The sequence below is a fragment of the Pseudomonas sp. CFII64 genome (assembly GCF_000416235.1).
GTDB lineage: Bacteria > Pseudomonadota > Gammaproteobacteria > Pseudomonadales > Pseudomonadaceae > Aquipseudomonas.
In genome coordinates, this window is record NZ_ATLO01000051.1 from 332,395 (window position 1) to 347,058 (window position 14,664).

12 protein-coding genes and 1 pseudogene are annotated in these 14,664 nt (G+C 58.0%); 4 read left to right on the top strand and 9 right to left on the bottom strand.

Translation table 11 applies throughout. From position 1 onward, the window contains the following. Nucleotides 1-208 precede the first annotated feature (208 nt). On the top strand, nucleotides 209-424 hold the full coding sequence (locus CFII64_RS29585; protein WP_020294070.1) for a transposase: 216 nt from the start codon (nucleotides 209-211) through the stop codon (nucleotides 422-424). Here CFII64_RS29585 and CFII64_RS29590 read toward each other — a convergent pair. Continuing rightward, a complete protein-coding gene (locus CFII64_RS29590) occupies nucleotides 345-671 on the bottom strand; it encodes a DUF815 domain-containing protein (protein WP_020294071.1) in 327 nt (108 codons plus the stop codon). The two genes, CFII64_RS29585 and CFII64_RS29590, sit on opposite strands and share 80 nt — an antisense overlap. 671 nt (nucleotides 672-1,342) lie before the next feature. Here CFII64_RS29590 and CFII64_RS29095 point away from each other — a divergent pair. After that, the gene (locus CFII64_RS29095; protein WP_020294072.1) at nucleotides 1,343-1,720 is read left to right on the top strand and encodes a helix-turn-helix domain-containing protein; all 378 of its coding nucleotides are present in this window, start codon (nucleotides 1,343-1,345) and stop codon (nucleotides 1,718-1,720) included. Between the two features lie 147 nt (nucleotides 1,721-1,867). Here the strand turns inward: CFII64_RS29095 and CFII64_RS27095 are convergent, their stop codons facing one another. Continuing rightward, entirely contained in the window at nucleotides 1,868-3,064 is a 1,197-nt protein-coding gene (locus CFII64_RS27095; protein WP_020294073.1) for an MFS transporter, read from the bottom strand. 335 nt (nucleotides 3,065-3,399) lie between these two features. On the opposite strand from CFII64_RS27095, the pseudogene CFII64_RS30395 reads away from it, so the two are divergent. Then, nucleotides 3,400-3,771: pseudogene (locus CFII64_RS30395) on the top strand (glutathione-dependent formaldehyde-activating protein); the annotation flags it as partial. Nucleotides 3,772-3,834: 63 nt separating this feature from the next. Here CFII64_RS30395 and CFII64_RS27105 read toward each other — a convergent pair. The 6 genes from CFII64_RS27105 to CFII64_RS27130 all read right to left on the bottom strand — a co-directional run bounded on the left by CFII64_RS27105 (nucleotide 3,835) and on the right by CFII64_RS27130 (nucleotide 11,345). Further along, nucleotides 3,835-4,959, bottom strand: coding sequence for a glycerol dehydrogenase (locus CFII64_RS27105; RefSeq protein ID WP_020294075.1), 1,125 nt, complete (start codon nucleotides 4,957-4,959; stop codon nucleotides 3,835-3,837). Between the two features lie 54 nt (nucleotides 4,960-5,013). Then, complete coding sequence (locus CFII64_RS27110; RefSeq protein ID WP_044901717.1) at nucleotides 5,014-5,796, bottom strand: (S)-acetoin forming diacetyl reductase; 783 nt, start codon at nucleotides 5,794-5,796, stop codon at nucleotides 5,014-5,016. 72 nt (nucleotides 5,797-5,868) lie between these two features. After that, nucleotides 5,869-7,194, bottom strand: a complete 1,326-nt coding sequence (locus CFII64_RS27115) for a carbohydrate porin (protein WP_020294077.1) — start codon at nucleotides 7,192-7,194, stop codon at nucleotides 5,869-5,871. Nucleotides 7,195-7,299: 105 nt separating this feature from the next. Further along, a complete protein-coding gene (gabD, locus tag CFII64_RS27120) occupies nucleotides 7,300-8,748 on the bottom strand; it encodes an NADP-dependent succinate-semialdehyde dehydrogenase (RefSeq protein WP_020294078.1) in 1,449 nt (482 codons plus the stop codon). Next, complete coding sequence (locus CFII64_RS27125; RefSeq protein WP_020294079.1) at nucleotides 8,745-10,424, bottom strand: NAD(P)/FAD-dependent oxidoreductase; 1,680 nt, start codon at nucleotides 10,422-10,424, stop codon at nucleotides 8,745-8,747. The genes gabD and CFII64_RS27125 overlap by 4 nt, the downstream gene beginning before the upstream one ends. A gap of 120 nt (nucleotides 10,425-10,544) precedes the next feature. Next, nucleotides 10,545-11,345 carry an SDR family NAD(P)-dependent oxidoreductase gene (locus CFII64_RS27130; RefSeq protein ID WP_020294080.1) on the bottom strand — a complete coding sequence of 267 codons (801 nt, stop codon included), beginning with the start codon at nucleotides 11,343-11,345 and terminating at the stop codon, nucleotides 10,545-10,547. A gap of 312 nt (nucleotides 11,346-11,657) precedes the next feature. Here CFII64_RS27130 and CFII64_RS27135 point away from each other — a divergent pair, with 312 nt between their 5' ends. Beyond that, nucleotides 11,658-13,526 (top strand): sigma-54-dependent Fis family transcriptional regulator, encoded by a 1,869-nt coding sequence (locus tag CFII64_RS27135; protein WP_020294081.1) that lies wholly within the window; start codon nucleotides 11,658-11,660, stop codon nucleotides 13,524-13,526. Nucleotides 13,527-13,682: 156 nt separating this feature from the next. Here the strand turns inward: CFII64_RS27135 and CFII64_RS27140 are convergent, their stop codons facing one another. Further along, on the bottom strand, nucleotides 13,683-14,612 hold the full coding sequence (locus CFII64_RS27140; RefSeq protein WP_020294082.1) for an electron transfer flavoprotein subunit alpha/FixB family protein: 930 nt from the start codon (nucleotides 14,610-14,612) through the stop codon (nucleotides 13,683-13,685). Between the last annotated feature and the right edge of the window lie 52 nt (nucleotides 14,613-14,664).

Consider the following 14,664-nt stretch of genomic DNA (forward strand, 5'->3'; position numbering starts at 1 on the left):
ATATTTAAGCGGACGCGATCGCCCTTATCGCAAGGATTTACATGCGCCAACGAAGCTCTTACCCCAAACCATTCAAAGCCCAGGTCGTCCAGGAATGCCTGCAACCCGGAGCGACGATTTCCAGCGTACTCATCCATCACGGTAACCGGCCGGTGAAGTCAACTACCCGATTCCAGCCATAAGGGCGATGTTCTCCATTTAAAAATACGTGGCCAGCATCGCCCTTATTGTCAGGATTGCCACGCGCCAACGAAGCTCTTATTCCAAATCTTTTAAAACCCGAGTCGTTCAGGAATGCCTGCAACCTGGCATCTCGATCGCCAGCGTAGCCTTGCGGCACGGCATCAACGCCAACCTAGTTCGCAAATGGATACCTGTTTATCGAGATCATCAGGTACGGGCTTTACCCGCTTCGTTCCGTTGAAGCTGGAGCCCGGCAGCAGCTCGATCAGATGTGGGAGATCGGACAGATGATCTTTGTCGATCTCGACCAGTCGCAGGCCGTCCGCATGAAATTGTTGCAGGCATGCCTTTACCAAGGAGGATTTACCTGTACCTCGTTCGCCTGTGAGCAGTACGTTGTTAGCAGGCAGACCTTCGACGAAACACCGAGTGTTGTGCTCAATCAGCTTTTTCTGGCGGTCAATATTTTTGAGCTGTTTGAAGCTCATCAGAGCCGGTCGCGGCACTGGCACAAGTCTGCGCTGGGTGATGCCATTGACCAGCCTGGTTGCCAGACATAAGCCAGGACATCAGCAAGTGGCGCATCACTCTATGGCGGCGGTTAAGCACGCTCCAAGCCATCGGCAATACGTGTGAGTTGATACAAGAGCTGCTCTTGAACGTTTTCCACGGAACACCCTATTAAATTTGGAAGGGCAGACCCTGCCCTACGCCACTATGATAAAACCTTCCACGAGTAGGTTTCTTACAACAGGTGGGCCGTGAGGTGTGAGTAATGGACATAATTCGAATGTCCCCGTCGATATTGGGGCTGGGATCGATCTGCAACCGCCTCGAAGCAAATTCACAGCGTTTGATGACGGGCACTGGGCGGCAGGCCATCGCCATGATGACGCGCAGCTGCTATATGCGATTGAGGGCGTACTCGTCATTGGTACACACACACACTGTCCGATGGGTGCTGCCGAGCAACCGTGCGCTGTGGATTCAGCCGGGTATTGAATGGTCGGAGCAGTGGATCTACGGAGCCTCTTTCTGAAGCACTCGCAAGCCCCGCGAATGCTGCGTAGTGGACGTTTCACCATTACTGCGTGAACTAATTTTGGCGGCCGTGAATGTTCGTGTCCCTTTTTCAGTCGAGAGCCGTGATGGATGGATCATGAAACTGCTGTTCGACGAACTCGATCTAGCCCCACTACATGCCATGCAGCTGCCAGAGCCTAATCATCCGAGACTCGTCCAAGCGTGTCGTCTGTTGATCGAATCGCCACACCTGGAGTTGCTCAAATGCGCTCTTCTATTGGCCGTGAACCCCAAGACCCTTCGGCGCTGGTTCATTGATGACACTGGCATGACCTTTGGAAAGTGGCGACGCCAGGCAGGATTACAACTGGCACTTGAGTACCTGGCCCGAGGAGATAGCGTACTCGATGTGGCCCTCGCTACGGGTTATGCCAACCACAGCGCTTTCAGCGCCATGTTCTGCACGCGGCTGTGCGTATCTCCATTGGAGTTCGTTATGGCGCGCCGCCGGTAGGGTAACGCCTAGCCTAATAGGTGTCATTCGCGATGGCCATGAAGCGTGGATATTGAGCCGCTTGGCCTCGGCGGTGCACAAAGTGAGGCTTTTTGACGCACCGCGCTCGCGATGCGCCAGCAGTCTCCCGGCATGTGAGTGGCTCGCTTATTGGCCTACATACCGCGCGCGACCCGCCAGTACGGCGAAGACAACTTGCATTAGAGCTGCTGCTAGCAAAACCAATAGAGGGTGGTGCCAACTCGATGTCAAACCGTGCAGCCACCCGGCAAGAAAAGGGCCGCTCGCGCCGAGCCCGTAACCTACGCACTGGCCCATGGCCGACAACGAACTTGCTTCGTGGTGATCACGAGCACGTAGACCGAAAAGGCTTAGACACGTCACCATCGACATGCCCGCTCCCACGCCTGCGAACAGCAGCCAGACCAGTGATATTGCCGGCTCAAAAATCAGCCCGAGCACACCAATAACAATGGCTAAGGAACAAATAAAGCCCAGCAGTCGCTGGTCACGCATACGTTTGATTGCTACCGATGTCGATAGGTTGGCCACTACCGCAACTGCTTGATAGGCAAAAAGGTAGAGGCCTGCTTGCGTGGCGCCAATACCAGTCGAGGCGGCTATTGCCGGGAACCAGTCAATCAGGGTGTAGAAACTCACGGTCTGCAGAGCCATGAACATCGATATTTGCCAGCCGACCGCACTGCGCCATACCGTGGTGCGTCCTGCAGGTACGGGGAAAGCGCTACGCGCACGAGCACTCTTAGCGTGAGGCCACCAGCAAACTGCAGCCAACAGAGCGAGAAAAAACCAAACACCCAAGGAAAGCTGCCAAGCATAGCTCGACAGTGCTGACAATGGTGCGGCAAGTCCACTGGCGAGCGCAGCCAGCAGCGCCATGGTCGCGGCATACAGCCCGATGCACAAAGCGGTATGGCCAGGGAAGTCACGCTTCACTAGCGGTACGACCAGAACATTGGCGACAGCTATGCCCGCGCCTATCAGCAGTGTTCCGAGCCATAGACCGCTGTAAAGGCCGGTGGAGCGGGTTAGCGCGCCTACGGCGATCATCACCAAGGCTCCCAGCAGCGCGTGCTCCAAGCCAAAGCGACGAGTCAACCAGGGAGCCAGTGGTGAAGCGCATGCGAACATTAGTAGAGGCAACGCATTAAGCAGTCCCGCCACCGAAGGACTGAAGCTAAAGAAGTCCTGGATCTGGGATAACACCGGCCCAATGGCGGTTATCGGAGCTCGAAGGTTAGCTGCGATCAGCAGGACACCCATCAGCAGGGAGAAACTAAAAGTAGATTTTGCGACGTGAGCCGTCGAGGAGGAATGCGGCATTTTTACCTACGCACAACTGTGGGATAGAGAATCCCAAGTGTGCGTTGGTTGACGTTAACGCTTACGCAATGCGCGGCGGTGCGCAATGTCTGCCGCGAAGTCTAGCAAAACTGCCTGGTCAGCCTCAACGTGCAGTTCCTTTAACAGGTTAGCCTAGCCATTTTCAGAAACCCTGAGGTACACGGCTGGCATCGCCCTTACAGACAACGGATGCTGCTAAAAATACGAGGAGACACTCGTTCTTAGCGGCCGTGCAGGTGTGTTCACCGGACACTTACTCTCCATCAGCCGGGATTGTCGACCAATCTCAACCGCAAGACTCTTGAATTTTCTGAGTCACCGCGAATGCGCACAAGCTAGCCATTGTTGACGAGCACGCGGCCATTCAGCGCCACGCTTGCACATAGAGCCGTGCGTATTTGTACAGGCGTATCGAGAACAAGAATAACCCGTTCAACGGTTTGAATTTCGTAAACACCGAGCTGTCGCACCAGACAGGGCGGTCTGCTCCAGGGGTTGCCGCTTTCGTTTCGTCGATTATCAAAACGGGGGCACCCCCGCAAGACATGAAAACCATCCGCAGACGTCTGCGTTCAATCGGCCTTGAACCCTATGACTGCCTGTCACCTGACTTGATGGATGTACTGGCCACGCAAGTCGCCAAGTTGAAAGGCATTGCACAGCTGCAGTTAGACTTGAAAGCGTAACCCACCGTAAGGCGTCGTTAATCACTCAAACCGATTGACGACGCCTGCACGGTTTGACCGACACTAGTGCGCGAACTTGTTCTTTTTAAAGGCTCGCAACATTGCATCCGTTGCCACTATCGCGTCATAGACCAGCTCGGGCGTTACCGTAAACGGCATATTGTGAATCGTGTCATTTTTATCACATGCCACCTCAGCCACTTTGCGCCATTCCTCCTCCTTGAAGGTCTTCAACCCCAAATCCTCAAGCGTCAATGGCAAGCCGACTGCAATCGCGATATCCACGACCTCTTCTATTTCCTCTATAGAAGCAGCCTCCATCACCAATTGCGTGAACAAGCCGAATACCACCTTTTCACCATGCTGTGCGCCATGGAGATCATGCACGGTGGTCATTCCGTTATGAATCGCATGCGCCGCCGCACAACCACCCGACTCGGCTCCCACCGCAGACATATAAATAGTCGCTTCAATGGTATTTTCCAGCGCAGACGTAATGACTTTGTTCTCAACGGCATAAGCCGCCTGCGCCGAGTATTTCTTGATGGTTTCGTAGCACGTTTGGGCAATCGCAAAACCAATCAATGTCGGCTTCAGCATTTTCCCGTCATTGCCCAGGATCAAGTTGTCGCGTTGCGCGGCAAAACAGGCTCTGGCCTCAAAGTATGTGGCCAGGCCATCCCCCACACCTGCCGCAAAAAATCGCGGTGGCTGTTCTGCAAGAACCCGGGTATCCGCCAACACTACGTCAGGATTTTTCGATAAGAACAAGTAGCGATTAAACGTATCGTCGTCATTGTAAATGACTGAAATCGCCGTACAGGGCGCATCTGTCGAGGCGAGCGTGGGCAGTATCAATACCGGTTTGCCCAAGAAATGCGCGGCCGCCTTGGCCGTATCCAACGTCTTTCCGCCGCCGATACCGACGATGTAGTCAAAATCACGAGCAGCCTGAACGTGCTTATTGATTTCACTATCAGAACATTGCCCGCCAAACACGACCAGTTCAGCCCCCTGTTCATTCGTGAAGCCCAGCAACGCTTTTTCATGAACCCGGCTAACAATGAACTGATCACAAATCAAATACGCATTGGCCCCATAAGGTTTGCCATGTATCGATAAATCCATTAACGCGTCAGCCTGCAGCAGGAATTTGGCTGGCGATGCAATGCCCTTGGTAATGTTCATCTCATACCCTCACGTTGCGTGTGTTCAGTCTTGAGCGTTGCGCGCGTCAAACGCTTAGTTGAAAACCATCCCACCATCGATAATCACGGCCTGGCCGGTCATGTAGTCCGAGTCAGGTCCGGACAGGAATGACACACAGGCCGCCACGTCTTCCGGCTGGGAAAGCCGCTTCAACGTAATGTGCTGGGCAAATTGCTCCATCCCCCACTCCACGCTTTGCTGGGCGTTGTCCGCCACATCCTGGGCGACTTTGCGCATCATCGGCGTGTTGACGATGCCGGGGCAGTAAGCGTTCACGGTAATACCCAGGCGGGCCAACTCGCGGGCCGCTGTCTGGGTGATGCCACGCACGGCAAACTTAGTCCCGCCATATACCGCCAGGTCCGGATTGCCGATGTGCCCGGCCTGAGACGAGGCACTGATGATTTTCCCGCCATGGCCCAGGGTCTTGAAGGCGTCCACGGCGGCCTGAATGCCCCATAGAACGCCACCTACGTTGATATCGAAGGTTCTGCGGTACATCTCGGGCGTGATCGCTTCAATCGGGGCAATCGGCGCAATGCCGGCGTTGTTGATGACCACGTGCAGATCGCCAAGGCCGTCCGCCGCTTCCTTTACGGCCGTGAAGACATTGTCGCGATCGGCCACGTCCACGCTGATGGCCAGGGCTTTTCCGCCGGCTTTTTGGATGCGTTCAGCCACCTGACGAGCGGTTTCAATATTCATGTCCGCGCAGGCCACGGCAAACCCATCTGCCGCCAACCGCATGGCAATGGCCTCACCGATCCCTTGACCGGCGCCGGTAACAAACGCAACTTTTCCCAAGGACTTGCTCATTTTTGTATTCCTTCTCAATCGTGATGGGGATATTGGATACCGACTACTGACAGTTCAGGTGCAGACAACGGCTTAAAAACTCGCTTGCAGTTTCAGGCCGGCGACCCAGGCGTTATCGACTTCATACACACCACCGGGATTACGCACGTACTGCACGTTCGGGCGTACGGTCAGCCAGTCGGTGACATGCACTCCGTAGTTGAGCTCGATGTTGTATTCGCTGTGCTGCACAGGGACATAGAGCGGGTCTTCGTAGTCGGTGATGCCCGTGCTGTCATTGATCAGGCGCTGGCGCTTGGTGACGTCGTCGTTGACCTTCAAACGCGCAACACCCAGGCCGATGTCATCCTTGGGACGCCCCCCGAACGGGCCTTTGTAGACCGCGCCGATGTTCTGGAAGCTCTCGATGCCGCTCGTGTCCTTGTCATGCACGGTCAGGCTGGCAAACACACTCAACCCCCGTGATGCATCGCCATGATGGGCAGTGAGTTGCTGCTGGCCCATGATCCACGCACCGTGTTTGCTGCTGCGGGATTTGGGCGCCTGGCCGGTCAGCGCTTGCGCGGCACCGTTGACATCGTCATACACGTCATTGGCGGTGGCGCTGCTGTGGTAGTAGCCCAAGCGGTATTCACCGGGCAACGCTTGCTGGCCCAATGCTGGCTTCCAGATCACTTCGACCGGCACCAAGGCGCCTTTTGTCCCACTGCCGCTGAGCTTGAAACCGTTTCCAGTGCTCAGGTACGACGGGTTCTGCTCATACACCCCGACCTGCACTGCCCATTGTTTATCGAGGTTGTAGCGAACGCGCAAACCCCATTGGCTGACGGGGCCGCTGTACCAGACATCGCCGGCCACGTTACCGATGGGCGCACTGCAGAACGACAGGCTCTGGAAGTCGCACGGGAAGCTGGCGAAGTCTTCATTGACACCCAAACGGCCCAGCTTGAGATCCAGGGCGCTGTCGAAAAACCTCTGGCGATACCACATCTGGGTCAGACGCCAGGTCTGTCCCCTGCCCCACACTTCCTGCACCGAGCTGAGCTGCGGGGCGCGCGGGTCGGAGATGCGTTCGTTGGAGAGGTTATTGCCATTTCGCTCCGTCACCAGCAGTTGGAACTCGGCGTCGTTCCAGCCCAGCAACTTTTGCAGGTCTAGGTGAGTGCCGAGTGCCCATTGCGCGGTGTAACGCGCGGTGCGGTCATGGTTGTAACCGCCGTGAACGTTGGTGGCCCCTTCTCCGACGTAACCAACGATCACGTCAACGCCCTGTTCCAGCAGATCACTGCGTACCCCACCCCAATCACCCGTGCCCCATTGCGAGGAAGAGTCAGCGGCGGATGCGGGTAAAGCAATGCACGACAGGAGCCCGAGCGGCATTTTCCAAGCGATGTTCATGTCGATATTTCCTATTGTTTTTATGTTTTACGACACAGCGTGAAGCGGGCCACGGGGCAAGGCCCGCGCGGCCATCAAGCAAGACGCGGACAGCGATGGATCAGCTCAAATGCCGGCCAGGCAGAGGTATTTGATCTCCAGGTAATCCTCAAGGCCGTACTTGGAACCCTCACGACCGACACCCGAGGCCTTGACCCCACCGAACGGCGCGGCCTCGGAGCTGATGATTCCGGTGTTGACCCCTACGATGCCGTACTCCAGCGCCTCGCCCACCCGAAACACGCGACCCAGGTTGGCGGTATAGAAATAAGCCGCCAGGCCGAACTCGGTGTCGTTGGCTTTTTTGATGACTTCGGCGTCATCAAAAAAACGGAACACCGGCGCCAGCGGGCCGAAGGTTTCTTCCTTGGCGACCCGCGCATTGTCGGGCACGTTCACCAGGATGGTGGGCTCGAAGAAGTTTTCACCCTGGGCATGCGCGCCGCCGCCCTGGACAACCTTGGCGCCCTTGGCCAGCGCATCCTCGATATGCTCGCGCACCTTGGCAACGGCCTTACCGTCGATCAGCGGGCCAAGGGTGACGCCTTCGGTAAAGCCATCGCCCACCTTCAGGGCAGCGACCGCCGACGCGAGCTTGTCGACGAACGCGTCATACACCTTGTCATGCACGTACAGGCGGTTGGCACACACGCAGGTTTGCCCGGCGTTACGGAATTTGGAGGCCAGCGCGCCGTCCACGGCGGCATCGAGATCGGCATCCTCGAAGACGATAAACGGCGCGTTGCCGCCAAGCTCCAGGGAGACCTTTTTGATGTCGTGGGCGCATTTCTCCATGATCTGGCGGCCGATCTCAGTGGACCCGGTAAAGGAAATCTTGCGCACCACCGGGTTGCCGGTCAGCTCTTCGGCAATCTCCGCTGCGGCGCCGGTGACCACCGACAGCACGCCCTTGGGAATGCCCGCCAGCTCGGCCAAGTAGACCAAAGCCAAGGCCGAGAAAGGCGTCTGCGAGGCCGGCTTGATCACCATGGTGCAGCCAGCGGCCAGGGCCGGGCCGGCTTTGCGGGTGATCATCGCGCTGGGGAAGTTCCACGGCGTAATGGCGGCGCACACGCCCACCGGTTGCTTGATCACCAACAGGCGCTTGTCGGTCGCGCCGGGGATCAGATCGCCGTAGACGCGCTTGGCCTCCTCCGCGTACCACTCGATGTAAGACGCACCAAACACAATCTCGCCCAACGCTTCTGGCAGCGGTTTGCCTTGTTCGAGGGTCATGATGTGGGCCAGGTCGTGCTGGTATTCGATGATCAGGTCGTACCAGCGGCGCAAGGCATTAGCGCGGGCCTTGGCGCTGAGCTCACGCCAGGCAGGCAGCGCACGCTCGGCGGCTTCGATGGCCCGGCGGGTTTCCGTTTGCCCCATGCGCGGCACCTGGCCGATGGTCACACCGGTCGACGGGTTGATCACGGTGATCGTGGCCTCGTTGTCGGCAGCCAGCCACACGCCGTCGATAAAGGCTTGATGGCGCAAGAGCTGGGGGTTGTTCAACTTCATTGCTGGTTCTCCATTACACGACGCGGTTGCGCGCCTTCGACACTCACGGCCTTGAACTTGAAGCCCCGGTAGTCGTCGTGCTTGACCGCCGCCAGCTGTTCGCTGAACGCGCCCAGGCCACCCATGTAGAAGTACACCTTGTTGCTTTTGCCCGGGATGTTCGCGCCGAAGATCCACGAGTCGGTCTTGGCGAACAGCGTCTGGTCGGCGATGTCCTGGCAGATCACACCCCATTCCTGCTCGCTTTGCGCAGAGGGCTCCACGCAGGCCAACTCGTTCTGCTCCATGAAACCAATCAGGTCGGACACCCACTCCACTTCGGTTTCAATGGTCGGTGGAAGGTTGGTAAACGGACCGTTAGGGCCCAGGATCATGAACAGATTGGGGAACTTGGCGGTGGCGACCGACAGGTAGCTCGATGGGCCGTCAGCCCAGTGATCCTTCATCGAGACGTTGTCGCGCCCGCGAATGTCGATGCGCTTGTAATTGCCGTCCACGGCATCGAAACCGGTGGCGAACACCAGTACATCCAACTCGTGCTCGACCCCATCCGCCGTGCGAATGCCCTTGGCGGTGATTTCTTCAATCGGGTTGGCCTTGACGTCCACCAGCGACACATTGGGGCGATTGAAGGTGGCGTAGTAGCCGCTGTCGCACAGCGGACGCTTGGCGTAGAGGTCGCGCGGCATCAACTTGCGTGCGGTTTCCGGGTCTTTGACGATTTCAGCGATTTTCTCGCGGACGAAGTTCTGGGCCTCGATGTTGGCTTCTTCGCTGGTGGCGATATCGTTGAAGGTCTGGAACATGTAGCGGAAACCGCCGCCACCCTCCCATGCGCGCTGGAAGATGGCTTTGCGTTCGGCGGCGTCCACACTCATAGTGGGGATGTCGCTCTCCGGGAAGCCGAACGCCAGCCGCGAGGAACGCACTTCTTGCCAGATGGCATCGTAGTTGCGCTTGATGTCGTCGACGTATTCGCGGCTGACCGGGCCGTTGCCCACCGGCACGGTGTATTGGGCGGAACGCTGGAACACCGTGAGGTGGCCGACAGTCGGCGCAATCGCGGTGATGACTTGGCAGCCCGTAGACCCGGTGCCAATCACGCCCACCCGCTTGCCTTCGAGCACGGCATCGGCCGGCCAGTTGGCGGTGTGGTACATGTGCCCCTTGAATTGGTCCAGGCCGTTGATCTTCGGCACGTTCGTCGCCGACAGCAGGCCCAGCGCCGTCACCAGGTACTTGGCGCTGTATTGATGGCCGTCGTCGGCGGTGACCAGCCAGCAGCTGCTGTGCTCGTCGAACACCGCAGCAGTGATGCCGGTTTCCAGTTGGATATCACGGCGCAGGTCATGGCGATCGACCGCGTGGTTGAGGTAGGACAGAATCTGCGGTTGGGTCAGGTAACGCGTGGTGATGTCCCACTCTTGGCACAGCTCGCGATCCCAGGAGAAGCAGTACACGAACGATTCACTGTCGGATAACGCACCAGGGTAGCGGTTCCAGAACCAGGTGCCGCCGATCCCGCCGGCCTTGTCGAAGGCGCGCACCTTCAAGCCCAGTTCATCGCGCAACTTCTTGAGCATGTAAATGCCACCGAAACCTGCGCCAATCACAATCGCGTCGTAGTGGATGATGTCGGTGCCAACGGAACGTTTGGCCAGAACTGTAGTTGTCATTGTGTTCTCCTTTTTCGATCAGTGCGCCCGCAGACTTGAACAAAGCTGCAGGCAAGCCGTACCCGTTCCCCTGAAGAAAGGTTTCAGGGGACGTAAACTCGATAAGTAAGCGAGGTTCAACTAAAGCGAGAAGCCGCCATCAACGGCAATCGCCTGCCCGGTCACGTGGGGCGCGCAGGCGAGGTAAACCGCAAGTTGGCCCATGTCTTCCACGGTTTGCGCTTCGCCTTGGGGCAGCAGGCTGGACTGGTGCCGTTCCCAGGACTGCACTTCGGTTTCGCCAGGCTGGGCCCAGCGTGCGGAAAGCCCTTCGTCACCGCGCCACATGCCGGTGCCGACCACACCCGGGCAAAGGGCGTTGACAGTGATGCCCTCGCGGGCAACTTCCTTGGCGAAGGCGTTGGTAAATCCAATCACTGCAAACTTGGAGGCGCTGTAGTGCGACAGGTCCGGGAAACCGACTTTGCCCGCAATCGAAGCGAGGTTGATAATGCGGCCGAAGTTGTGCTCGCGCATCAGCTTGAGTTCCGCCTGGCAGCACAGGAATACCCCGCGCGCGTTGATGTTCATGATGCGGTCCCACTCGCTGACCGCCAGCTCGTCAACGCGCCCAAGGCTGACTACACCTGCGTTGTTGACCGCAACGTCGAGACGGCCGAATTGCGCCCTGACCTGTTCGATTAGGCTGGCAACGCTCTCGGGTTTGCTGACGTCAACTTGCAAGGCCACTGCCCGACGACCCAAGGCGCGCACCAGGGCGGCAGCCTCTTCGGCGATGCCCAAGTCATAATCAGCAAGCACCAGGTCTGCGCCTGCCTGGGCCAGGCTCAGCGCAATGCCCTGGCCAATACCACGACCGGCACCAGTCACTAGGGCGACCTTGCCATTCAGGGAGAAATTCACAGCGTTGAATTCGCTCATGTAGAGCCTCTGTCATTATTGTTGTTGAGATGCGACCGTTCGACGCGGCCTGCTGAGACTGACAGAGCAAGTCGGATGCCAATACCGTAGTACTTGGCTGTAAAGGCCGGAATAGAGGGATCGGCAACCTAATTAACGTACCCCGCTCAATGCCTCCGCAAGACATAACCGCTCGTGCCTCCCTAGGGACGATGCGAATAGTGAGCGATTATGTCTCACCGACACCCGCTGACGGATTCAGCTTGAAGGGATCGGTCAAGCCGCCTTTAATGGCCATCAACAGAAAAATAAGATCCAACCTTCGGAGGTACCATGTCCTCTGGTTTTTCGAAGACTCATGTGGAACACGTGAGTCGCGTATTGCGCACTGCCCAAAATGCACCGACCCTGCCGGTGCCCAATGCCATCCTCGATTCCTGGCGACGCTCGGTACAGCACTACAAGCTCGACCCGGGTTCATTACAGGGCCCGAGGGTTCTTGAGGCCCACCAAATCAATGAACACCGCCAGCGTGTCGACGATTTCCTGCACCTGGCAGGTGATGAAATGTCACGGCTGCACACCCGAGTACGAGACGCCGATTACTGTGTGATGCTCACCGATACGCTGGGCTGTACCGTCGACTACCGGATCGAGTCGGCCTTGCGCGGCGAGTACCGCCGCTCCGGCATGGACGTCGGCACCTGCTGGTCGGAGAAGGAAGAAGGTACGACCGCTGTCAGCGCTGTGTTAATCGACAAACTGCCAGTCACCGTGCACAAGCTGGATCATTTCCGTGCAGCGTTCATCGGCAACACCTGCTCTGCGGCGCCGATATTTTCACCCAGCGGAGAGATCCTGGCGGTATTGGACGTCTCTTCGGTTCGTGCTCCGGATGACCGGCGCAGCCAGCATTTGATTCGGCAAATGGTCATTCAAAGCGCCACTGACCTCGAAAATGCCTACTTCATGTACAGCACCCAAGATCTGTGGGTGTTACGTGCTCACCCCCTGCCAGGTTATGTCGACAGCCAGCCTCAATGCCTGTTCGCCTGGGACCGTGATGGTCGGATTGAAGCGCTCAACCCCGCCGCGCGGCGCCTGCTGTTGCAGCGCTGTGGCCGGATCCCCGCGCACATCGACGAAGCCTTTGCCTCAGCGCAGCTGCCCGCCGCCGGGGATGACAGCATCCACTATTTGCCCTCGATGGGGTTGCATGTGCGCCTCAAGGTACCTCGCCGGCCCATCAGCGCCCCCGTGGTCAGCCATCTGGGGTCAGCGCTCGACCCCAAGGTTGCGCAGGCGTTGGAGCTGGCGGTACGGGTCAAGGATCGTGGCCTGCCAGTGTTGATCCATGGTGAGACCGGTGCTGGCAAGGAACACTTTGCGTTGCAACTACATGCTGCCAGCAAGCGCCGTGACAAGCCCTTTGTTGCGGTGAACTGCGCGGCGATTCCCGAGAGCCTGATCGAAAGTGAGCTGTTCGGTTATGCCGCTGGTGCCTTTACCGGCGCCTCAACCAAAGGCATGCGTGGCTTGTTGCAACAAGCCGATGGCGGCACCTTGTTTCTCGATGAAATCGGCGACATGCCTTTAACACTGCAAACCCGTCTACTGCGGGTACTCAGCGAAGGTGAAGTGGCACCCTTGGGCGGTGCGCGCCCCCAGTCCATCGATATTCAAGTTATCTGCGCCAGCCACCGCGATATCGCCACGCTGGTAGAAACCGGTAGCTTTCGTGAAGACCTGTTTTTCCGCCTCAGCGGCGCACGCTTCGATATACCGCCGCTACGCGAACGCAAAGACAAACTGGCGTTGATCAACAAACTGTTGGGCGACGAATGCCAGCGCTCAGGCGAACGCCTTGAACTGAGCGAAGCTGCACTGGAAATGCTCTTGAATTACGGCTGGCCCGGCAACATGCGGCAACTGCACCACGTACTGCGTTACGCGTGCGCCGTGTGTAAAGGCCAAGTGATCGGGGTGGATGATCTGCCGGTGACGCTCGGCGCGAGCGCGCCGGTAAAGGGCCAGGAGACCGTCAGCGGTAGCCCGGAACGCCAGGCATTGATCGACACGCTGGTGCGCAACCGCTGGAAACCCCTGCTTGCCGCTCAGGAGCTAGGCATCTCTCGCGCAACCCTGTACCGCAAGGTCAACCTGCACGGCATCAAGATGCCGGGCAAAGGCTCATACGACTGAGGTTTACCAGACGCTACGGTCCAAATGTGGGAGTGGGCTTGCTCGCGATAGCTTCACCGCGGTGTAGCGGATACACCGGGGCGCTTGCATCGCGAGCAAGCCCGCTCCCACCGTTGAACTGCCTTATAGCTGTAGCCTATCAGGTTGCTCTTGGCCTTATAGGGCTTGTTGCAACGCGGGGACCGCTTCGAACAAGTCCGCCACCAGGCCGTAATCAGCTACCTGGAAGATCGGTGCTTCTTCGTCCTTGTTGATCGCAACGATCACCTTGGAGTCTTTCATGCCGGCCAGATGCTGGATCGCGCCAGAAATACCGACCGCGATGTACAACTGTGGCGCGACGATCTTGCCGGTCTGACCGACCTGCATGTCGTTGGGGACGAAACCTGCGTCGACCGCAGCGCGGGAAGCGCCTACAGCTGCGCCGAGCTTGTCCGCCAGAGCGTACAGATGCTTGAAGTTGTCACCGTTCTGCATGCCGCGACCGCCGGAAACGACGATTTTGGCAGCGGTCAATTCAGGACGATCAGACTTGGCCAGCTCTTCGCCGACAAAGCTTGATTTGCCTGCATCGTGAGCAGCGGAAACTGCTTCGACCGTAGCCGCACCACCTTCAGCGGCAACCGGATCGAAACCGGTGGAACGCACGGTGATGACTTTTACCGCTGCCGAGGACTGAACCGTCGCAATGGCATTACCGGCGTAGATCGGACGCTTGAAGGTGTCCGGCGATTCTACCGAGATGATTTCGGAGATCTGATCCACATCCAGCTGCGCAGCAACGCGGGGCAGGATGTTTTTGCCGTTGGAAGTGGCCGCAGCCAGGATGTGGCTGTAACCCGAGGCAAGCTCGACAACCAGCGGCGCGATGTTTTCCGGCAACTGGTGCGCGTAGGCAGCATTGTCAGCTGAAAGCACTTTGCTCACGCCAGCAATCTTTGCCGCGGCTTCAGCCACAGCGCCTGCGCCGAGACCAGCAACCAGCACGTGAATGTCGCCGCCGATTTTGGCCGCAGCAGCCACGGTATTCAGAGTGGCCGGAGCCAGCGTCGCGTTGTCGTGTTCTGCGATTACCAGAATAGTCATTTCAGGCTCTCCAATTCAAAGCACCTTCGCTTCGTTTTTCAGTTTCTCGACC